At 60.9% G+C, this 19,059-nt stretch carries 19 protein-coding genes; 13 read left to right on the forward strand and 6 right to left on the reverse strand.

From position 1 onward, the window contains the following. The first annotated feature begins 11 nt into the window (after positions 1 to 11). The 5 genes from J5274_RS15875 (at position 12) to J5274_RS15895 (ending at position 5,180) form a co-directional block, all read left to right on the forward strand. The gene (locus J5274_RS15875; protein WP_142823326.1) at positions 12 to 1,112 is read left to right on the forward strand and encodes a class I SAM-dependent methyltransferase; all 1,101 of its coding nucleotides are present in this window, start codon (positions 12 to 14) and stop codon (positions 1,110 to 1,112) included. A 90-nt stretch (positions 1,113 to 1,202) separates the two neighbouring features. Continuing rightward, positions 1,203 to 2,000, forward strand: a complete 798-nt coding sequence (pgeF, locus tag J5274_RS15880; RefSeq protein WP_142823327.1) for a peptidoglycan editing factor PgeF — start codon at positions 1,203 to 1,205, stop codon at positions 1,998 to 2,000. Between the two features lies 1 nt (position 2,001). Continuing rightward, a complete protein-coding gene (locus J5274_RS15885) occupies positions 2,002 to 3,153 on the forward strand; it encodes a Xaa-Pro peptidase family protein (RefSeq protein ID WP_142823328.1) in 1,152 nt (383 codons plus the stop codon). A gap of 95 nt (positions 3,154 to 3,248) precedes the next feature. Beyond that, on the forward strand, positions 3,249 to 4,142 hold the full coding sequence (locus tag J5274_RS15890) for a hypothetical protein (RefSeq protein WP_142823329.1): 894 nt from the start codon (positions 3,249 to 3,251) through the stop codon (positions 4,140 to 4,142). A 105-nt stretch (positions 4,143 to 4,247) separates the two neighbouring features. Beyond that, entirely contained in the window at positions 4,248 to 5,180 is a 933-nt protein-coding gene (locus J5274_RS15895; RefSeq protein ID WP_142823330.1) for a ribose-phosphate pyrophosphokinase, read from the forward strand. 28 nt (positions 5,181 to 5,208) lie between these two features. On the opposite strand, the gene J5274_RS15900 is transcribed toward J5274_RS15895, so the two are convergent. The 4 genes from J5274_RS15900 to J5274_RS15915 form a co-directional block, all read right to left on the reverse strand. Next, a complete protein-coding gene (locus tag J5274_RS15900; RefSeq protein ID WP_142823331.1) occupies positions 5,209 to 5,595 on the reverse strand; it encodes a DUF779 domain-containing protein in 387 nt (128 codons plus the stop codon). A 75-nt stretch (positions 5,596 to 5,670) separates the two neighbouring features. After that, positions 5,671 to 7,179: an aldehyde dehydrogenase gene (adh, locus tag J5274_RS15905; protein WP_219274672.1), complete on the reverse strand. Its 1,509-nt coding sequence runs from the start codon at positions 7,177 to 7,179 to the stop codon at positions 5,671 to 5,673. A 245-nt stretch (positions 7,180 to 7,424) separates the two neighbouring features. Beyond that, entirely contained in the window at positions 7,425 to 8,384 is a 960-nt protein-coding gene (locus J5274_RS15910; RefSeq protein ID WP_142823333.1) for a helix-turn-helix domain-containing protein, read from the reverse strand. Positions 8,385 to 8,503: 119 nt separating this feature from the next. After that, entirely contained in the window at positions 8,504 to 9,958 is a 1,455-nt protein-coding gene (locus J5274_RS15915; protein ID WP_142823334.1) for a hypothetical protein, read from the reverse strand. Positions 9,959 to 10,393: 435 nt separating this feature from the next. Here J5274_RS15915 and J5274_RS15920 point away from each other — a divergent pair, with 435 nt between their 5' ends. The 5 genes from J5274_RS15920 to J5274_RS15940 all read left to right on the forward strand — a co-directional run bounded on the left by J5274_RS15920 (position 10,394) and on the right by J5274_RS15940 (position 15,641). After that, entirely contained in the window at positions 10,394 to 11,014 is a 621-nt protein-coding gene (locus tag J5274_RS15920; protein ID WP_142823335.1) for a 50S ribosomal protein L25/general stress protein Ctc, read from the forward strand. Between the two features lie 233 nt (positions 11,015 to 11,247). Then, positions 11,248 to 13,614 (forward strand): bifunctional diguanylate cyclase/phosphodiesterase, encoded by a 2,367-nt coding sequence (locus J5274_RS15925; RefSeq protein ID WP_142823336.1) that lies wholly within the window; start codon positions 11,248 to 11,250, stop codon positions 13,612 to 13,614. A 23-nt stretch (positions 13,615 to 13,637) separates the two neighbouring features. Then, positions 13,638 to 14,354, forward strand: coding sequence for a substrate-binding periplasmic protein (locus tag J5274_RS15930; protein WP_374113748.1), 717 nt, complete (start codon positions 13,638 to 13,640; stop codon positions 14,352 to 14,354). A gap of 94 nt (positions 14,355 to 14,448) precedes the next feature. Continuing rightward, positions 14,449 to 15,183 (forward strand): aminoacyl-tRNA hydrolase, encoded by a 735-nt coding sequence (gene pth / locus J5274_RS15935; RefSeq protein ID WP_142823338.1) that lies wholly within the window; start codon positions 14,449 to 14,451, stop codon positions 15,181 to 15,183. Next, the gene (locus J5274_RS15940; protein ID WP_142823339.1) at positions 15,180 to 15,641 is read left to right on the forward strand and encodes a GNAT family N-acetyltransferase; all 462 of its coding nucleotides are present in this window, start codon (positions 15,180 to 15,182) and stop codon (positions 15,639 to 15,641) included. Before pth ends, J5274_RS15940 begins: the two co-directional genes overlap by 4 nt. A 44-nt stretch (positions 15,642 to 15,685) precedes the next feature. Here J5274_RS15940 and clpS read toward each other — a convergent pair whose 3' ends face one another. Then, the gene (gene clpS / locus J5274_RS15945; protein WP_142823340.1) at positions 15,686 to 15,997 is read right to left on the reverse strand and encodes an ATP-dependent Clp protease adapter ClpS; all 312 of its coding nucleotides are present in this window, start codon (positions 15,995 to 15,997) and stop codon (positions 15,686 to 15,688) included. Positions 15,998 to 16,355: 358 nt separating this feature from the next. Here clpS and ychF point away from each other — a divergent pair, with 358 nt between their 5' ends. The 3 genes from ychF to J5274_RS15960 are packed head-to-tail and all read left to right on the forward strand — an operon-like array spanning position 16,356 to position 18,435. Next, positions 16,356 to 17,459 carry a redox-regulated ATPase YchF gene (ychF, locus tag J5274_RS15950; RefSeq protein ID WP_142823341.1) on the forward strand — a complete coding sequence of 368 codons (1,104 nt, stop codon included), beginning with the start codon at positions 16,356 to 16,358 and terminating at the stop codon, positions 17,457 to 17,459. 41 nt (positions 17,460 to 17,500) lie between these two features. Then, positions 17,501 to 17,971, forward strand: coding sequence for a MaoC family dehydratase (locus tag J5274_RS15955; RefSeq protein ID WP_142823342.1), 471 nt, complete (start codon positions 17,501 to 17,503; stop codon positions 17,969 to 17,971). After that, positions 17,968 to 18,435, forward strand: coding sequence for a MaoC family dehydratase (locus tag J5274_RS15960; RefSeq protein WP_142823343.1), 468 nt, complete (start codon positions 17,968 to 17,970; stop codon positions 18,433 to 18,435). Before J5274_RS15955 ends, J5274_RS15960 begins: the two co-directional genes overlap by 4 nt. Positions 18,436 to 18,462: 27 nt before the next feature. On the opposite strand, the gene J5274_RS15965 is transcribed toward J5274_RS15960, so the two are convergent. Beyond that, entirely contained in the window at positions 18,463 to 19,005 is a 543-nt protein-coding gene (locus J5274_RS15965) for an adenine phosphoribosyltransferase (RefSeq protein ID WP_142823344.1), read from the reverse strand. Between the last annotated feature and the right edge of the window lie 54 nt (positions 19,006 to 19,059).

The following is a 19,059-nucleotide window of genomic DNA, read 5'->3' on the forward strand; positions in this document are numbered from 1 at the left end:
GGGGAGATGCGATGACAACCGCGCTAGGGGAAAAGATCAAGACCATCATCCGCGCCAACGGGCCGATCAGCGTCACCGATTATTTCTCGCTGTGCCTCGCGGACCCGCAGCACGGCTACTACCGCACGCGCGAACCCTTCGGCCCTTCCGGCGACTTCGTGACCGCGCCAGAGGTCAGCCAGCTGTTCGGCGAGATGATCGGCGTCTTCATGGTGCATGCCTGGCAGCGCCACGGCACGCCGCCGGGTGTGCGCCTTGTCGAGATCGGCCCCGGTCGCGGCACGATGATGTCGGACATGCTGCGCGTCATTCGGCGCCTTGCACCGCTGCTCTACGACAGCATGCAGGTGCATCTGGTCGAAACCAGCGAACGACTGCGCGACATCCAGCAGGAGACGCTGCAGTCCCATGGCGCCAAGGTCGCCTGGCATGTGGATTTCAACGACGTCCCCCATGGCTTCACGCTGCTGGCCGCCAACGAGCTGTTCGATGCCATCCCGATCCGCCAGTTTGTACGCACCGCAACGGGCTTTCGCGAGCGGGTGGTGGTGCTCGACATCGATGACGAGCTCAGCTTTGCTGCCGGCATCGCAACCCTCGATCCAGCACTGATGCCTGAATCCGCGCCCAAGACGCCGCTCGGCACTGTCTTTGAAATCGCCCCTGCCCGCCAGGCGGTGATGAGCGCCATCTGCGAGCGGCTCGGCAGCAATGGCGGCACTGCCGTCATCATCGACTACGGCCATCTGTCGACGGGTTTCGGCGACACGCTGCAGGCCGTGCGGATGCATGAATACGATCCGCCGCTCGCCCATCCCGGCGAAGCGGACCTCACCAGCCACGTCGATTTCCAGAGCCTTGCCGAAGCAGCGCTCGCCGAAGGCATCCACGTCAACGGTTGCGCCTACCAAGGCGATTTCCTGATAGGGCTCGGACTGGCGGACCGCGCCGGTGCGCTTGGCCGGGGACAGGACGGCACGGTGCAGCGCGATATCCAGCTAGCCGTGGACAGGCTGGCCGGCGCTGGCGAAGGCAAGATGGGGGAACTGTTCAAGGTGCTGGCAGTTTCCAGTCCGGCCATCGACCTGATGCCGTTCCGCCCGGTGGATTGACAGCCCGCCTGCCGTGGGGAAAACATCTGCGCCATCGAAGCAGCGGACCGCACGCCAGGCAACGGCTGCGCAAGCCAGACGAAACCGGACGTGAAGGACGACTCATTGCTGCAACCTCTGGAAAGCCCGCTGCTGGCGGCAATCGGCCGTCCCGGCATCCGCCACGGCTACTTTACCCGACAAGGCGGCGTCTCCGAGGGTATCTATCGTGGCCTCAATGTCGGACTCGGCTCCCGCGATGAGCGGGCTGCGGTCGAGGAAAACCGCCATCGGGTCGCTGCGTGGTTCGGCCAGCCGGTCGAAAGGCTCGCCACCGTCCATCAAATCCACTCCGCCGACGTCGTTACCATCGATGCCGGCTATGACGGCACAAGACAGCAGGCCGACGCGCTGGTGACAGCCGTGCCCGGCATAGTGCTCGGCGTGCTGGCAGCCGATTGCGGCCCGATCCTTTTTGCCGATGCCAAGAACCGGGTGATCGGTGCAGCCCACGCGGGATGGAAGGGTGCGCTGACAGGCGTACTCGAAAACACCATCGACGCGATGGTGTCGCTTGGCGCAGAGCGCAGATCGATCGTTGCCTGCCTCGGCCCGTCGATCAGCAGCAGCAGCTACGAAGTCGGCCCGGAGTTCGTCGAACGCTTCCTCGCCCATGATCCGGCCTACACGCGCTATTTCTCGGGGTCGGCCAATCAGGGCCACGCGATGTTCGACCTGCCGGCCCTCACCATCGACCGGTTGACGGCAGCCGGCGTCACGGCCGAAAGCCTGGGCCTTTGCACCTACCCCGATGCCGACCGCTTTTTTTCCTACCGCCGCACGACCCATGAGCGCCAGGAAGACTACGGCCGGCAGATCTCAGCCATCGCAATCGAGGACACGTTTTAACATGGCCCTGCACTTCGAACGCACCGAATTCGCCGACCGCCTCGCAAGGTTGACGGCAAAGATGGAAGAGGAGAAGCTCGACGCGATGCTGCTCTTTGCCCAGGAGAGCATGTACTGGCTGACAGGCTACGATACCTTCGGCTACTGCTTCTTCCAGACGCTGGTGGTAAAGGCGGACGGCACCATGACGTTGCTGACCCGCTCGGCAGACCTGCGCCAGGCGCGCCAGACTTCCATCATCGAGGACATCCACATCTGGGTCGACCGCATCAACGCCGACCCGACGCTCGATCTGAAGAACCTGCTGAGCGAAATGGACCTGCTCGGCGCCCGCATCGGCGTCGAATACGATACGCACGGCATGACCGGCCGCGTCGCACGCCTGCTCGACGATCAGCTGACATCGTTCGCCCAGCTGGTCGATGCTTCCTACCTCGTCGGCCGTCTCCGGTTGGTAAAGAGCCCGACCGAACTTGCCTATGTCGAGCGCGCGGCAGCCCTTGCCGACGATGCGCTGGATGCGGCGCTGGCATTGACCGGGCCCGGCGGCGATGAAGCCGCGATCCTTGCAGCCATGCAGGGAGCGGTATTTTCCGGCGGAGGCGACTATCCGGCCAACGAATTCATCATCGGCTCCGGCATCGATGCCCTTCTCTGCCGCTACAAGGCGGGCCGTCGCAAGCTGGATGCCAACGACCAACTGACGCTGGAGTGGGCCGGTACCTACGCCCACTACCATGCTGCCATGATGCGCACGATCGTCGTGGGCGAGCCGACACATCGCCACCGCGAGCTGTTCAGCGCCTGCCTCGAAACTATCCAGGCCATCGAGACCGTGATGAAGCCGGGCCATAACTTTGGCGACGTGTTCGACATGCATGCGAGGATCATGGACGAGCGCGGCCTGGCGCGGCACCGGCTCAACGCCTGCGGCTATTCCCTCGGCGCCCGCTTCTCGCCCTCCTGGATGGAACAGCAGATGTTCCACATCGGCAATCCGCAGGAGATCGAGCCCGGCATGTCGCTGTTCGTTCACATGATCATCATGGATTCCGACACCGGCACGGCGATGACCCTCGGCCAGACCTACCTGACGACCGCGGACGCTCCCAAAACTCTTTCGCGCCATCCGCTCGAATTTCTTAACCGGTAAGGGCGTATCCTGTCTCTTCGAGCGGGAACGAGGATCAAGCCGATGCTGTCCTGTCACCCGCCGGCTCAACCGGGCGATGAAGGGACGCAGGAACCATGGTGTCTGTCAGGTCGATACCGATCATCGTGGTCGCATTCGCGGCCTTGTCCGCCTGTAACACGACCGACGCGCTGACACCTCGGGTCGGTATCGGCGACGATGTCGCCTCCGCCCCGGTCACCCAGCGCGAGGTCGAGCGGATGGCGGCGGCTCCCCACCAGCCGACTTATGGCGCCCAGACCCGGGACAGCTATCAATCCAGCTACCAGCAGCAGGGCTACAGCACCACCGGCAGTTCATCCGCAACGCTGGACGAGCAGGCCGATGCGCTGCGCAGCGGCGGCCGCAACCCGGTTGCGTCCAAGCCGCTCCACGATGGCATGTCGCAGGGTCAGGATGACGCGGAAAATTCCCTGCCGTCGCAATCCGACGAGCAACGCGAGGCCGAGCGTCGACTGAGCGACCCGCAGCCTGCGCAAGAGCAACAACAGGCCGCCGAGCAGAGCGATCAATCCGACGCCGGGCAACAACAGCCCGATGGCGAGCAGCAGCAAGCATCGCTTCCGCCGGCTGCAGCGAGCGACGGCAACACCATCCGCTTCCTGCCGATTATCGGAGGACCGGTTGAGGCCGTTACGCCGCTATCGCGACAGCTGGGCGTTGAGGCGCGCGCCAACGGGCTGACGATCAAGGGATCGGGCGACACCGCCGCCGCCTACATTCTGAAAGGCTACCTCACGACCTTTGCAGACGGCCCCCAGATCACCGTCTCCTACGTCTGGGACGTGCTGGACAGCACCGGCGGACGCCTGCACCGTATCCAGGGCACGGAGAGCGTACCGCTGAAGCGCGGCGATCCATGGGCCGCTGTTCCGCCCTCCGTCATGCAGAAAATCGCCTCGAAGACGATCGCCGAATTCAATGGCTGGCGTCAGACACGCGGTGGATAGCATCCCCCCTACACACAATTCTGGGCTTCACTTGTCCTAAGCCCTTGCATTCGAGACCGGGGCGGTTAAAAGCGCGGCTATCAAACTGGAAATGGGCGGACCAAAATGAAGGTTTTCGCAGGGAACTCGAACCGGCAACTTGCCGAAGCGATCTGCAATTATCTCAACGTGCCCTTGGGCAGGGCAACTGTCCGCAGGTTCGCAGACCAGGAGATCTTCGTCGAGATCCAGGAAAACGTCCGCGGCGAGGACGTCTTCCTTGTACAGTCTACTTCATATCCTGCTAATGATCACCTGATGGAACTGCTGATCATGATCGACGCAATGCGTCGGTCTTCCGCTCGGCGCATTACTGCCGTTCTTCCCTATTTCGGTTATGCCCGCCAAGACCGCAAGCCCGGTCCGCGCACGCCCATTTCTGCGAAGCTGGTGGCCAACCTAATCACCGAGGCCGGGGCTGACCGTGTTCTCACACTCGACCTTCACGCCGGGCAAATTCAGGGCTTCTTCGACATCCCGACAGACAATCTTTACGCCTTGCCAATCCTGACGCGGGACATCAAGGCGCATTACGACATCAGCAACATCACTGTTGTTTCCCCTGATGTCGGCGGCGTAGTTCGCGCACGGGCGCTTGCCAAAAGATTGGACTGTCTGCTCGCGATCGTTGACAAGCGGCGCGACCGCCCGGGCGAATCCGAAGTGATGAACATCATCGGCGACGTCCATGGCAAAGATTGCATCTTGATCGACGATATTGTTGATTCCGGCGGTACGCTAGTCAACGCCGCCGAAGCATTGTTGAAGAACGGCGCCCTTAGTGTCACCGCTTACATTACCCATGGGGTGTTGTCCGGTGGCGCCGTCACCCGCGTAACATCGTCGAAACTGAAAGAGCTGGTCATCACCGACTCGATCCAGCCGACGACAGCGGTACAATCTGCCCACAACATCCGCGTCATCTCGACGGCGAGCCTCATGGGCGAGGCGATAAACCGGACCAGCCTGGAAGAATCAGTTTCCAGCCTGTTCGACTGAGACTGCCGTCACCGCAAATGTATGACTCCTAGACCCTTTTCACCAAGGGGATCGCGCAGGCTTCGCCTCCGTCGAACATTCGTGAGCGCGTCAGAAACCTTTTCTCGCGGCCGTTGTCGAGCGAGAACATGCCGCCCCTGCCCGGCACAACGTCGATGATCAGCTGTGTGTGCCTCCAGGCTTCGAACTGGCTGCCGGATATGTAGACCGGGACGCCGCCGATCTCGCCGAGCTTCACGTCATGATCGCCGATCATGAACTCCTCCACGGGGTAGCACATCGGCGACGATCCATCGCAGCAGCCGCCGGACTGGTGGAAAAGCACGTGGGGATGGTCGACCTGGATTTCGCGGATCAACTCCAGCGCCGCATCGGTCGCCAGAACCCTCGGTTCGCCATTGATGGTTTCGGACATCTCGCCTCCTGCAAACGCTTTGCCCTCCCCCTTTGTCAGGGAGAGGGCCGATAGCTTCAGCCATTCGCACCGCTCTCAGAAGAAACCGAGAGCCTTTGTGCTGTAGCTCACCAGCATGCTCTTGGTCTGCTGGTAGTGATCGAGCATCATCTTGTGGTTTTCACGGCCGACGCCCGACTGCTTGTAACCGCCGAATGCCGCATGGGCCGGATAAGCGTGGTAACAGTTGGTCCAGACACGTCCCGCCTGGATTTCGCGGCCAAAGCGGTAGCAACGGTTGGCGTCACGGCTCCAGACACCAGCACCGAGGCCGTAAAGGGTGTCGTTGGCGATCTCCAGCGCTTCCTTGTCGTCCTTGAACATCGTCACCGAGACCACGGGGCCGAAGATCTCTTCCTGGAACACCCGCATCTTGTTGTGGCCCTTGAAGATCGTTGGCTTGACGTAGAAACCGTTGGCGAGTTCGCCGCCGAGGTCGTTGCGCGAGCCGCCAGTCAGCACTTCCGCGCCTTCCTGCCGGCCGATGTCGAGATAGGCCAGGATCTTTTCCAGCTGCTCGCTGGAGGCCTGCGCGCCGATCATCGTGGCGCTGTCAAGCGGATTGCCCTGCTTGATCGCCTCGACGCGCTTGACGGCCTTTTCCATGAAGCGGTCATAGATCGATTCCTGGATCAGCGCCCGGCTGGGGCATGTGCAGACTTCGCCCTGGTTGAGCGCGAACATCGCAAAGCCTTCCAGCGCCTTGTCGAGGAAATCGTCGTCCTGCGACATGACGTCGTCGAAGAAGATGTTCGGCGACTTGCCGCCCAGTTCCAGCGTCACGGGGATGAGGTTCTGGCTAGCATACTGCATGATCAGCCGGCCCGTCGAGGTTTCGCCGGTGAAGGCAATCTTGGCGATGCGCGGGCTGGTGGCCAGCGGCTTGCCAGCTTCGAGGCCAAAGCCATTGACGATGTTGAGAACGCCGGCAGGAAACAGGTCGCCGACCAGTTCGGCCCAGATCAGCAGGGACGCCGGCGTCTGTTCGGCAGGCTTGATGACCACGCAATTGCCGGCAGCAAGCGCCGGCGCGAGCTTCCACGCGGCCATCAGGATCGGAAAATTCCATGGAATGATCTGGCCGACGACACCGAGCGGTTCATGAAAATGGTAGGCGACCGTGTCGTGGTCGATTTCGCCGATCGAGCCTTCCTGGGCACGGATGCAGGCCGCGAAATAGCGGAAGTGGTCGATTGCCAGCGGAATGTCGGCCGCCATGGTTTCGCGGATCGGCTTGCCGTTATCCCAAGTCTCGGCCTTGGCGAGCAGCTCTAGATTGTCCTCCATACGCTGCGCCACCTTCATCAGGATGTTCGAGCGCTCCGTGGTGGACGTCTTGCCCCAGCTATCCTTGGCGGCATGGGCGGCGTCGAGGGCAGCGTTGATGTCCTTCTCGTCGGAGCGAGGAATTTCGCAGAGTTTGCCGCCGGTCACGGGGGTGGTGTTGTCGAAGTATTTTCCGGAGATCGGCTCGCGCCACTGGCCACCGATGTAGTTGCCGTATTTCAGCTTGAACGGCGACTCGACGATTTTCTGATGCAGCATGTCATTCTCCCTGGGTGAACTGATCCTGCGGATCGATGGGAGGAACCTGCACCCGGAAAGGCGCCTGAGGTAGAGCCGGCAATCAATGCCGCAGTGCACAGTGTTTCACTTGTGAGACAAGATGATGCCTATGCGACAGGCAAACGATCACACGATAGGCAACATCTACCCGGTCGGCTCGGTCCACACAGCCTCATGAGACTGCGTGCGAGCCGTATTGCCCATCGTCAGCTCCGACTGAAATGTCAGTGAAGCGCGAGCTTCTTCATCTTGCGGTGCATCGTCGCGCGACTGATGCCGAGCTGCTGGGCTGCCTGGGAAACGTTGCCGTGGTTGCGCGACAGCACGCGGCGCAGGGCTGCGCGTTCGGCCTCCATGAGGTCTGCGCCATCGTCACTGCGATCCTCGTGCAAGGCATCGGATGCCGGCAGTCCAGCCTTTATCCGGGCATCGTCGAGTTTGAGCGCCAGCCTTGCAGCGCGGGTGGCGCCGAGAATGAGGTCGTCCTTGTCGACGGCCAGAAGCGCTGCCGCCGGATTGCTGCCGCTTGGAACCATGACAATTCGGGAGCCGCGAAAAGCGCTGCGGAAGAGATTGGTCTCGATGCGAAGCGCGGCATCGCGCACCGCCTGCGACAGGATGGCCAGCGCCATTTCGTTGACGTCCTCGCGGCAGGTCGAAATATCGAGCGCGGCCGTCAGCTGCCCACGATGGTCGCGGATCGGCGCAGACGTGCAGCTGAGATTGATGTTCGAAGAGAGAAAATGCTGGTCGCGATAGATAGTCACCGAACGCTCGTCGGCCAGTGCTGTACCGATGCCGTTGGTCCCGGCGCTGGCCTCGCTCCAGACGGCGCCAGGCCAAAGCCCGAGGCTGCGAAAATCCTTGTCCTCGCTGCCGGTTCCGCGCCGCTCCAGCGCAACGCCCTTGCTGTCGGTGAGAAGCAGGCAGCAGCCGGCCTTGCCGACCGTCAGGAACAGGCGGTCGAGCTCGTCGGTCGCTTCGACGATGAGTTGTGCCGATTGCTCCCTTGCCAGCCGGAACTCCTCATCCGTCAGGCGCAGCGGTGCGCGGTTCTGCTCCGGCGCCAGCTGATACATCGACATGCAGCGGTGCCAGGAGGCTATGATCGGTGAACTCGCCGCAGCCGATTTAAGCTGCGCGCTGGCGTAGACCCGCTCCGCATGAGCCATCTCATTGTGCATGCGCCCCTCCCAAGGCTTCGAAGCTGAAATCTTCGCGCGAAACGCCGGCAAGCGCAATGCCTAAGTGCAGCTTGCCCTTGGTATCGGCACGTGAAGGGCAGCTCCTCGAAAAGGCGTCGTCACTTTGCCGGGGTGATTACCTGGCCATTGACGGTGAAGGCGCCATCCTCGGTCACAGTCACATCCCAGCGCTGCCGGCCGTCCGGATCGGTCTTGGCAAATCCCTTCGCCATCATCATCCCAAAGGAGATCTGGTTAAGCTCAGCGTCGGTCTTTGCGGCATTCTGGACGAAGGCGATAGTCTTGTCGTAGTCGCGGGAAAGCACGCTCATCTGCAACGCGTAGCGATTGGTTTGCTGGAGGTTGGAGACAACCTTGCCGGAGACAGCGATATCATAAACGCTGGAAACCGCGCTGATCTCGGGAAAGTCGATCGTCAGCTTGTCGTTTGGAAAGATGGCACTGCCGATCTTCCGGCCGCTTTCAGTGGACAGGCCCTCCGGCGTCGAGAAATCGGTGTTCAGCAGTATGTCGGCAGCCGCCGCGAAGTTCATGTCGGGGATACCGACTTCCACCACGGTCGTGTCGGGCACCAGCGCCTCGTAGCCCTCTGGCACCAGGCCGGAAGCAAGCTTCAGCTTTTCCGCCCTCAGCCCGAAGCCGATGCTGGACGCTTCGGTCAGGCCGTTCATCTTGAAGGAGTAGGTGAGCTTGTCCAGCGACGCCGTCCCGACATCGGTCAGTACCGAGAGATTGCTGGCGACGGCGGTTTCCTCGAGCGAGCCGAACAGCGGCAGCGCATTGCGCACCAGCTTCTGGAATTTTTCGCCACCGCGCTTCGACAGCTTCTTGGCTTCGGCGTGTTCGAAAACAAAGCGGATGAGATCGCGCAATGCATTGATCGGTACGCCGGTCGCCTTGGCGTCGAATGTCATATTGTCCGCCTTGATCTCGGCATTGCCCGAGGCCTGGCCGGCGATCTTCTCGTAAAAGCTGGGCATCGCACCGCTGGCGAGCATATCGACGGTGCCCGGCCTGGCCGTATCGATGGACGAGAACTTGTAGGTCATGCCGGCAGCGCCAGCCTCGACCTTTTGAGCCCCTGAGATCGAGGACATTCTGAAGTCCCTCGCCGTCGCATCCAGCGAGCGCATGTAGCTGATCGCAGGATCGAACACCCCGCTATAGACCATCGACCCCATCTGATATTGGATATCGGTCGCCGGCCCGTCGCCCAGCTTGGAATGAGCGGAAATATCGAGGGAATTGTCGCCATCGATGTTCCACAAGCCCTTCTCCGCAGGCGCCGCGAACATCGTGAGCGGCTTAAGGCCGGAAATCGTGAAATCAGGGGAAGGAAACCGGTCGAGCAACTTCGTGAGGTCGTAGGTAACCTCGTAACGATTGCCTATCGGCTTGACGGAGAGGAAAGTGCTGGCGATATCGTGGGGCAGGAACGCGCTGAGCGAGTTACGCAGATCCTTGGCACCCTGCTCGTTCACCTCGGCGCCGTAAGATGCGCCTGAAAGACCGGTTGTCAGAACGATTGCAGCAGCGATGGTCCGGTAACGCATAACAACTCTCCCTATGCCGTTGCACCGGGCGACTGTGAAAGACGACGCTACAACCTGTCAACCGTCGATCCGCCGAAACCCGACCGCCTCCGATATTATCCATGCGACGCGGATCGGTTCCGCACTTCGGTAAATGCCCAAGTCTCGCATGTCGGAGAAACCGCAACCGATTTTCCGTAGAATACCCGGCGCAAATAGCCTGACATTCCCGTCTCCAGAAGACGAGGCCAAACCGCTTTTCGGCGTTAATATCGCGTTTCCGTCGCGATGCGGCCGGTAGTCTTGCGTTTTACAGTCTTTTGCCCTATACGCCACGCGTCCGCGCAGACACCCTTGGAGGCAATGCGGATGGGGCCGGTTTCGGCCGTCCTCCGGTCTTGCCACGCGGTTCACCGCAAAGGCCAAGACTCTCCAGTAATCTTGAAAGGAATTGCCATGAGCAACCAAAGCTATCAGCTCAAGGCCGACGCACGCGAACGGGTCGGTAAGGGGTCCGCCCGTGAACTTCGCCGCAAAGGTCTCATTCCTGCTGTCATCTATGGCGACAAGCAGGCTCCCGTTTCCATCACCTTGAACACCAATGAAGTCACCAAGCGCGTTCACGCCGGTGGCTTCCTGACAACGATCGTAACGGTCGAAGTCGACGGCAAGTCCTACCGCGTCCTGCCGAAGGACTACCAGCTCGACCCGGTCCGTGACTTCGTTCTGCACGTCGATTTTCTGCGCGTCTCCGGCAACACCCAGGTGACCGTTGAAATCCCGGTTCACTTCCTCAACGACGACAAGGCCCCTGGCATCAAGGTCGGCGGCGTTCTCAACATCGTTCGCCACGCCGTTGAAGTCACCTGCCCTGCCGACAAGATCCCGGAATCCTTCTCGGTCGACCTGACCGGCCTGAAGATCGGCGACAGCATCCACATTTCGGACGTTACACTGCCGAAAGATGTACAGCCTGTGATCACCGATCGTGACTTCACGATTGCCACGATCGTTCCGCCGGTAGTCGACGTCGTTGAAGACGAAACGACAGAAGAAGAAGGCACTTCGGAAGAGTAAGCTTTTCCGAAAACGTCGAAGAGATCAGAACCCGCCATCCTCAACGGACGGCGGGTTTTTTCGTGCCTGCAACCAAGTTGGGACCATTGGCCTCGGGCACCGCAGTACCACACCGTTAACCCCGCCGTTTCAGCAACCCTTAACAAATCTGTGAAACTTTACGCCACAGAGTTGCAGCCGTCCGATCGACATCGCTCGAGCGCCACCTTCAACCAGGGGAAGATTCGGACGCGATGAACAATTCCGTCGAAAACAGGTTTTTTGCGATCGTCTGCGGCGCCCTTCTGGTCTTTGTCGCACCGCTGTTCGTGCTGTTCCTGTTTCTCTCGTCGGAACGCGCCGAGAAGGAAATCCGCGATCACATCACGGTCTTGCTGGCCGCCAATGCACAGGCGCTTGCCAAGCCCCTCTGGGATCTGGACGAGGATACCATCACCCAGGTCAGCGCCACCACTGTCTCCGAGGGCGAGCAGGTCCAGGTCAATGTCCGCGATACATCCGGCCAGTTGGACATCACCCAGTCGACCATTCCCAAATCCTTCGACGGCAAGCTGGAATCGATCTCGCGCGCCATCACCTACAACACGGTGGACGGCAAGAAGACGCTCGGCACCATCACCGTTCTCTACCCGCAACTCGGCATCTTCGACGGACTGAAGCACGAAGAGATCGTCTTCATCTCGATTTTCATCTTCGCCGTACTGACCGTTTTCGGAACAGCCCTGATCGGTAACCGGATATTTGTCATCCAGCCGCTGATGCGGCTCGCCCATGCCATCGAGGCGACACGCCAGCTCGGCTCCCGCCACCACGTCGACTGGCAGTCGAACGACGAAATGGGTCGGCTGGCGCGCAGCTTCAACGAGATGCAGATCAAGCTGGAGCGCGAGGAGACGGAGCTGAAGCTCGCCCATCGCGGCGCAACCGATACCTACAACCTCACGCCCGCCATGCTGTTCTCCCTCGACGAGAACGATTGCATTTCCGCCGTCAGTGATTACTGGCTGGCCGCGACAGGCTACCGACGGGAGCAGGTGCTCGGCCGCCCCTTCGCCAGCCTGCTGATGGAACAGTCCCGCGAGAAATACATTCAGCGAAAGCAGCAACACGGCCGGGCCGCACCGCAGATCGAGGTGACGGTCAAGTTCCCCTGTATCGACGGCCGGATCATGGACCTGCTCATCCTGGAATCGACAGCCGTCAAGGGCGGACGGTCGCTGTCGGTCATGACGGATGTCACCGAACTCAAGCAATCCGAAGACCGCAATCTGCGCCAGGCGATCACCGATCACCTGACCGGCCTCCTGAACCGCCAGGGTTTCGAGACCGCGCTCGATGCCAAGATCAACGAGGCAGACCTGCGTCACCGGGAACTCGCCTGCCTGTTTATCGATCTTGACCGTTTCAAGTGGATCAACGACAATCTCGGCCACGCTGCCGGCGATGCAGCACTGTGCGAACTTGTCGCGCGCCTGCAGGCCCACCTATCGCCGGGTGACATCGCAGCCCGCCTCGGCGGAGACGAATTTGCAATTCTGATCTTGTCCGAAGACGCGGAAGAAAAGGCACTCGCCATGGCAGCCAGCGTCGCAGAGATCTTCGCAGCCCCGTTCGTCGGCGACGCCCGCCTGAGCGCCAGCATCGGTATCGCTATCTATCCGCGCCACGCTGCCAACGCCTCCGAATTGCTGCAGAAGTCCGACATGGCCATGTATGCCAAGAAACGCGAGGGCAAAAATGGCGCGCAGATCTTCGACAACAGCATGCTGGACGACGCACGTGGCCGCGCCGAGGTCGAAACCTTCATCGAGACTGGGCTGACCGAAGACTGGTTCGAGGCTTACCTGCAGCCGATCGTCAACATCGAGGATCGCGCGATCGCCGGCTTCGAGGCGCTCATGCGCCTGCATCATCCGCAGAAGGGCATCCTGCCGCCAAAGCCGATCATCGATATCGCCGAGGAAACGGGATCCATCATCCGCATCGGAACGCGGATCATGGAAAAAGCCATCGCCAACCTCGCCCGCATCTCCAAGCTCGACGGGATGCAGGATGTCTATCTCGCGATCAACTTCTCGCCGCTGCAGTTCGAGCCGGCACTGCCGGCCCTGATCGCCGGTTTACTCATGCGCCACGAAATCAAGCCGCAGCGGATCGTCATCGAGATCACCGAGGCGGTCCTGATGGACGACAATCCCGAGGTCCGCAACATCATCAATGAGATCTGCAGTTTCGGATGTCGCATCGCACTGGACGATTTCGGGACGGGCTATTCGTCGCTGAGCTACATCAACCGCTTTCCAGTCGACATCATCAAAATCGACCAGTCGTTCACCAAGGCCATCAACGACGCGTCTCCGGACGTCCGTCGCAAGAGCCGGATGCTGGTCGAAAGCATCACGACCCTGTCGCACAAGATGAACTGTACGGTGATCGCAGAAGGCATAGAGACCGAGGACGAGTGCGCGACGCTGATCGCCATGGGTATCGACTATGGCCAGGGCTATCTCTTCCACAGGCCACAGCATCCGGATGCGCTGATGGAAACGCTGGCAGGCCGCATGCCCGGCGGTCGCAGCAGCATGGCCATCGCATCCTGAACCTCGCGCGGGAGAAGCCCATGATCAAAATGCTTTTGCCTCTCCTGATCGCCTCCCATCTCACCGTCACGGCCGAGGCGCAGACCGTATCCTTCGTGACCGAAGAATATCCGCCCTTCAGCTACCGCGAAGGAAGCGACATCAAGGGCGCTGCCGTCGACCAGATCAAGCTGCTGATGCGCGGATTGAACGACTTTACCATCGACGTCGTCCCTTGGGCTCGCGCCTATTCACAAGCCCGCACGACACCGATGAACTGCGTATTTGCAACTGCCCATACAACGGAGCGCGATGCCCTGTTCAAATGGGTGGAGCCACTGCTGATCGACCGCAATTTCCTCGTCAAGCATACCGGCACCGCGGTGAACGCTGCAACCCTCGAGCAAGCAAGGCAGTTTTCCGTCGGCACCTGGCGCGAGGACTATACGGAGACCCTGCTGCGCAATCTCGATTTCCCGAAGATCGACGTTGCCACCACCATGTCGGCGACGCTGAAAAAACTGATGAACGACCGCATCGACATGATGCCGCTATCGGAACCCTACATGGACAAGCTGATCAAGGAGGGCAAGCCGCTGGAGCGCGTCGTCCTCTTATCGCGCCAGGTGATTGGCATCGCCTGCCACAAGGATTTTCCGGAGGATTTGCGCCAGAAGATGCAGGTTGCCTTGACCGCACTGATCGCCGACGGAACGCAGAAGCAACTCTTCGAGCAATACGGCATGGCGCTCGAAAACTGACGCTTGGCCCCCTCACCCGTCAGAAAATCCGTCTTGACTTGACGACCCATTCGCGTCGATGAACGGCTCCGTCATCTGCGAAAGGACGACAGCCATGCTTCTTATCGCCGGCCTCGGCAATCCCGGCCCCCAGTACAAAGCCAATCGCCACAACATCGGCTTCCTGGCCGTCGATGCCATCCACCGTCGCCACAGCTTCTCGCCCTGGACGAAGAAGTTCAAGGCCGTCATTGCCGAAGGTGAACTCGATGGCCAGAAGGTACTGCTGATCAAGCCGCAAACATTCATGAACCTGTCGGGCGAGTCCGTCGCGGAGGCGATGCGCTTTTACAAGCTGCAGCCTTCGGATCTCGTCGTCATCTACGATGAACTCGATCTCGTTCCGGGCCGCGCACGGCTGAAGACGGGCGGCGGCCATGGCGGACACAACGGCATCAAGTCGATAGACGCCCATGCCGGCCGGGAATATCGCCGCCTTCGCCTCGGCATCGGCCATCCCGGCGTCAAGGACCTGGTACAGAGCTACGTGCTCGGCGACTTCGCCAAGTCCGACAAGACCTGGCTCGAGCCTCTGCTCGAAACGCTGGCCGACCACGCCGACATGCTTGTCCGCAACGAGGACTCGCAGTTGATGAACAAGCTGGCGCTCGCTGTCGGCGACAAGTCGTCGGAAGAAAAGGCACCGAAGCTGGCCGCATCGGGAAAGCCACCAGGCCAGTCGCACATCCGCGCTGCACGCAATTTCAACCAGCCCAAGGCCCTGCCGACCACAGGACCGATGGCGGACATGCTGAAGAAGTTGTTTGGCGGTAAGGACGGCGACCAATGACCGGCAGCGGGGAAGCAGGGTTTGCCGTACGCCAGGCCGAAGCTTCGGACCTTGACCAGCTTCTCGACCTCTACCGGCAACTAAACCCCGCCGATCCCGAACCGACGGCGGATGCGGCGCAGACCGCTTACGCAGAAATGCTGGCGCAGCCGGGCCTCCGTGTCTTTCTCGGGACCGCCGACCATCGACCGGTGTCCACGGCAACGCTTCTGATCATCCCCAACCTTACCCGTGGAACTCGACCTTACGCTCTCATCGAAAATGTCGTGACGCTGGAGGAGCAACGCAGCAAAGGCTATGGGCGCACTGTTATGCTGCACGCCATTGATGTCGCCTTTACCGCCGGCTGTTACAAGGTGATGCTGCTGACAGAGCGGCAGCGCGAACATATACATCGCTTCTATGAAAGCTGCGGTTTCACCCAGAACAAGGCCGGCTTCCAGATCCGCAACGATTGAACGTCAAAAGAGGATAGCCTCCCAGGCAACAATGCTCTCCCCGCCTATTCCTCCGGCTCGGTGGTGAACATCAGCGGGAATCCGGCTTCCTTGCCGTAGTCGGTGGCTTCCTTGGCCTTGGTCTCGGCAATGTCCTTGGCGCATACGACGATGACGCAGGAACCCAGTTGATGGGCTGTCATCATCATCCTCGCTCCGGTTTCCTCGCTCATGCGGAACACGGCCTTCAGCACCATGATGACGAAGTCGCGCGGCGTAAAATCGTCGTTGATCAGGATGACCTTGTACATCTTGGGCTGCTCAAGCTTAGGCTTGGTCACGGTCTTGGGTTTGAGGTTTGTACTGCTGGCACTCATGGAAAATCCGTCTCCTGAAGACGCCGGAGCTCTGCTGGGCTCGACTTGGCCTTATATTGCGCTGCGACAGGCTGTGTTCAAGCGGACAATGTTCAAGAACGAACATGCGTGTCTTACAAGCTGAGGCCCCTGCTCGATAACCAGCGCGGCCGATGGGCAAACCATAGCGCCCCCGATAGAATCGACCGGCCTTTTGACGTTATCGCGCCGCCTTTCAATCCCATCGCCTCGTCGCGGATTGTAGGGCAAATCCGCCATACCTTCAAGACAACGGCCCTGCAGGTGCCGAAAGGCTTGACCGCCCTGCTCCTTTATCTCATACGCACAGAACATTTCCAGTAAATCAGGTGTCACAGCCATGGGCTTCAAATGCGGTATCGTCGGCCTTCCGAATGTCGGTAAGTCCACACTCTTCAATGCGCTGACCAAGACGGCGCAGGCTCAGGCGGCCAACTATCCGTTCTGTACCATCGAACCGAACACCGGCGAAGTCGCCGTGCCGGATCCGCGCATGCAGAAGCTGGCCGGTATTGCGGGCTCGAAGGAAATCATCCCGACCCGCATTTCCTTCGTCGACATCGCAGGCCTCGTGCGCGGAGCCTCCAAGGGCGAAGGCCTCGGCAACAAGTTCCTCGCCAATATCCGCGAAGTCGATGCTGTCGTGCACGTGCTGCGCTGCTTCGAAGACGACGACATCACCCACGTCGAAGGCCGCATCAATCCGGTCGGCGATGCCGAGACAATTGACACGGAACTGATGCTGGCCGATCTCGAGAGCCTGGAGCGCCGCACCGAGCAGACTCGCAAGCGCGCCAAGAGCAACGACAAGGAATCGATGACGCTGTTGCCGATGATGGACGCGTCGCTCGCGCTCCTCAACGAAGGCAAGCCGGTCCGCACCCTGCTGCCGAAACTCGACGCCGAAGAGCTGGAGATCCTGAAGGGGCTGAACCTGCTGACGTCGCACCCGGTGCTCTACGTCTGCAACGTCGCCGAAAGCGATGCGGTCAGCGGCAACGCTCATACTAAGGCCGTGGAAGAAATGGCCAAGGCGCAAGGGTCGCAATGCGTCATCATCTCGGCTGCCATCGAATCCGAAGTGGCGCAGCTGCCGGATGAGGAATCCAAGGAGTTTCTGGAGGCCCTCGGTCTAGAGGAAGCCGGTCTCGACCGCCTGATCCGCGCCGGCTACAGCTTGCTCGACCTCATCACCTACTTCACCGTCGGCCCCAAGGAAACGCGCGCCTGGACGATTGCGCGTGGCACGAAGGCACCGGCAGCGGCCGGCGTCATCCACACCGATTTCGAACGCGGCTTCATCCGCGCCTTCACCATCAGCTACGACGACTACATCAACTTCAAGGGTGAAGTCGGCGCCAAGGAAGCTGGCAAGGGCCGCGACGAAGGCAAGGAATACGTGGTCCAGGACGGCGACGTCATCCACTTCCGCTTCAACACCTGATCCGGCGCAAGCCGTATCGCGCGAAACGAGAGGAGACCGCGATGGCTGACGAGAGACTTGCATTCGAAGATTTCACCGTCGGCCGCAGCTTTCCGCTCGGCCCGATGGCGGTGGCGTCGGCGGAAATCATCGCATTCGCGCAGGAATTCGATCCGCAGCCGATGCATCTTGACGAGGAAGCCGGCCGCGCCAGCATCCTCGGAGGCCTTGCAGCGTCGGGCTGGCATACCTCGTCGATGTTCATGCGGATGATGTTCGACAGCTTCCTGTGCCGTTCGCTTTCCGAAGGCTCGCCGGGCATCGACCTCATGGAATGGCGCAAGCCGGTCCTCGCCGGCGATACGCTGTCCGGTCGTTCCACGGTACTCCAGTCCCGTCCCATGCGGTCCCGCCCGGGGATCGGTATCGTCAAATTCCGTCACGAGGTGGAGAACCAACGCGGCGAGATCGTCAGCCTCGGGGAAAACTCCATCATGTTCCGCATCGAGACTGCGGCACGGGGTCCGGCATGACCATGGCGGAGACCTATGCCATCGGCCTCAAGGTCGATATCGGCACCTATACCTTCGACGCGGATCGCATCGTCGCCTATGCGACGCGCTTTGACCCTCAGCCTTTCCACGTCGATCCGGAAGCGGCGAGACAATCGCTGTTCGGCGGCCTCTGCGCCTCTGGCTGGCACAGCTGCTCGGCCTGGATGAAGACCTTCGTCGCCTTCTGGAACGAAGAAACCGCCCGCCTCGAAGGCCAAGGGCTGAAAACGCCGAAACTCGGCCCCTCGCCCGGCTTCAAGAACCTGCAATGGCTGCGACCGATCTTTGCCGGCGACACGGTGCGCTATTCGGTGACGCTGTTGTCGAGCCGCAGCCTCGCCTCGCGCCCGGGATGGATCATCAACACCATCCTCTGCGAGGGCGGGAACCAGGACGGCATCCCGGTTCTCCGTTTCGAAAGTAGCGTCCTCGAATTCGAGTGACGCCGCTCTCGATGGCTCGGGAACCGGCTAGTGGCCCGAGAATTCCACCAGCGTGTGCACGGCCACATCCAGCGCTTCGAGCTTCCGGCGACCACCGAGATCCGGCAGGTCGATGACGAAGCAGGCAGCCACCACCTCAGCGCCCATCTGCCGCAGCAACTGCGTCGCGCCGACAGCGGTGCCGCCGGTGGCGATGAGGTCGTCGATAAGGATCACCTGTTCGCCGGGCATGACCGCATCGCGGTGCATCTCCATTTCGTCGAGGCCGTATTCCAGGCTGTAGGCGATGCTGACTGTTTCATGGGGCAGCTTGCCCTTCTTGCGGATAGGGATGAAGCCGGCAGACAGCTGGTGAGCCACAGCGCCGCCGAGAATGAAGCCACGCGCTTCCATGCCGGCGACCTTGTCGATCTTCATGCCGGCACAGATCTGCACAAGTTCATCGACGGCACGCCGGAAAGCCCGGGGATTGCCGAGCAGCGTAGTGATATCGCGGAACATGATGCCGGGCTTAGGATAATCCGGAATGGAGCGGATCGATCGGATAAGTTCATTGTCACGGGTTGTCATTGGCGAAGGAGCCTGCTGCTGTTCGTTGCAAAAAGCCACCAATAGGGTGGAGCA

The organism is Rhizobium sp. L51/94 (assembly GCF_019355555.1).
GTDB classification, from domain to species: domain Bacteria; phylum Pseudomonadota; class Alphaproteobacteria; order Rhizobiales; family Rhizobiaceae; genus Rhizobium; species Rhizobium rhododendri.

Coding starts and splice junctions, on each gene's coding strand:
- J5274_RS15900 (WP_142823331.1), bottom strand. CDS start 5,595: ATGTCCGAAACCATCAATGGCGAACCGAGGGTTCTGGCGACCGATGCG.
- ychF (WP_142823341.1), top strand. CDS start 16,356: ATGGGCTTCAAATGCGGTATCGTCGGCCTTCCGAATGTCGGTAAGTCC.
- pth (WP_142823338.1), top strand. CDS start 14,449: ATGCTTCTTATCGCCGGCCTCGGCAATCCCGGCCCCCAGTACAAAGCC.
- J5274_RS15960 (WP_142823343.1), top strand. CDS start 17,968: ATGACCATGGCGGAGACCTATGCCATCGGCCTCAAGGTCGATATCGGC.
- J5274_RS15965 (WP_142823344.1), bottom strand. CDS start 19,005: ATGACAACCCGTGACAATGAACTTATCCGATCGATCCGCTCCATTCCG.
- J5274_RS15890 (WP_142823329.1), top strand. CDS start 3,249: ATGGTGTCTGTCAGGTCGATACCGATCATCGTGGTCGCATTCGCGGCC.
- clpS (WP_142823340.1), bottom strand. CDS start 15,997: ATGAGTGCCAGCAGTACAAACCTCAAACCCAAGACCGTGACCAAGCCT.
- J5274_RS15915 (WP_142823334.1), bottom strand. CDS start 9,958: ATGCGTTACCGGACCATCGCTGCTGCAATCGTTCTGACAACCGGTCTT.
- J5274_RS15955 (WP_142823342.1), top strand. CDS start 17,501: ATGGCTGACGAGAGACTTGCATTCGAAGATTTCACCGTCGGCCGCAGC.
- J5274_RS15885 (WP_142823328.1), top strand. CDS start 2,002: ATGGCCCTGCACTTCGAACGCACCGAATTCGCCGACCGCCTCGCAAGG.
- J5274_RS15910 (WP_142823333.1), bottom strand. CDS start 8,384: ATGCACAATGAGATGGCTCATGCGGAGCGGGTCTACGCCAGCGCGCAG.
- J5274_RS15925 (WP_142823336.1), top strand. CDS start 11,248: ATGAACAATTCCGTCGAAAACAGGTTTTTTGCGATCGTCTGCGGCGCC.
- adh (WP_219274672.1), bottom strand. CDS start 7,179: ATGCTGCATCAGAAAATCGTCGAGTCGCCGTTCAAGCTGAAATACGGC.
- J5274_RS15940 (WP_142823339.1), top strand. CDS start 15,180: ATGACCGGCAGCGGGGAAGCAGGGTTTGCCGTACGCCAGGCCGAAGCT.
- J5274_RS15895 (WP_142823330.1), top strand. CDS start 4,248: ATGAAGGTTTTCGCAGGGAACTCGAACCGGCAACTTGCCGAAGCGATC.
- J5274_RS15875 (WP_142823326.1), top strand. CDS start 12: ATGACAACCGCGCTAGGGGAAAAGATCAAGACCATCATCCGCGCCAAC.
- J5274_RS15920 (WP_142823335.1), top strand. CDS start 10,394: ATGAGCAACCAAAGCTATCAGCTCAAGGCCGACGCACGCGAACGGGTC.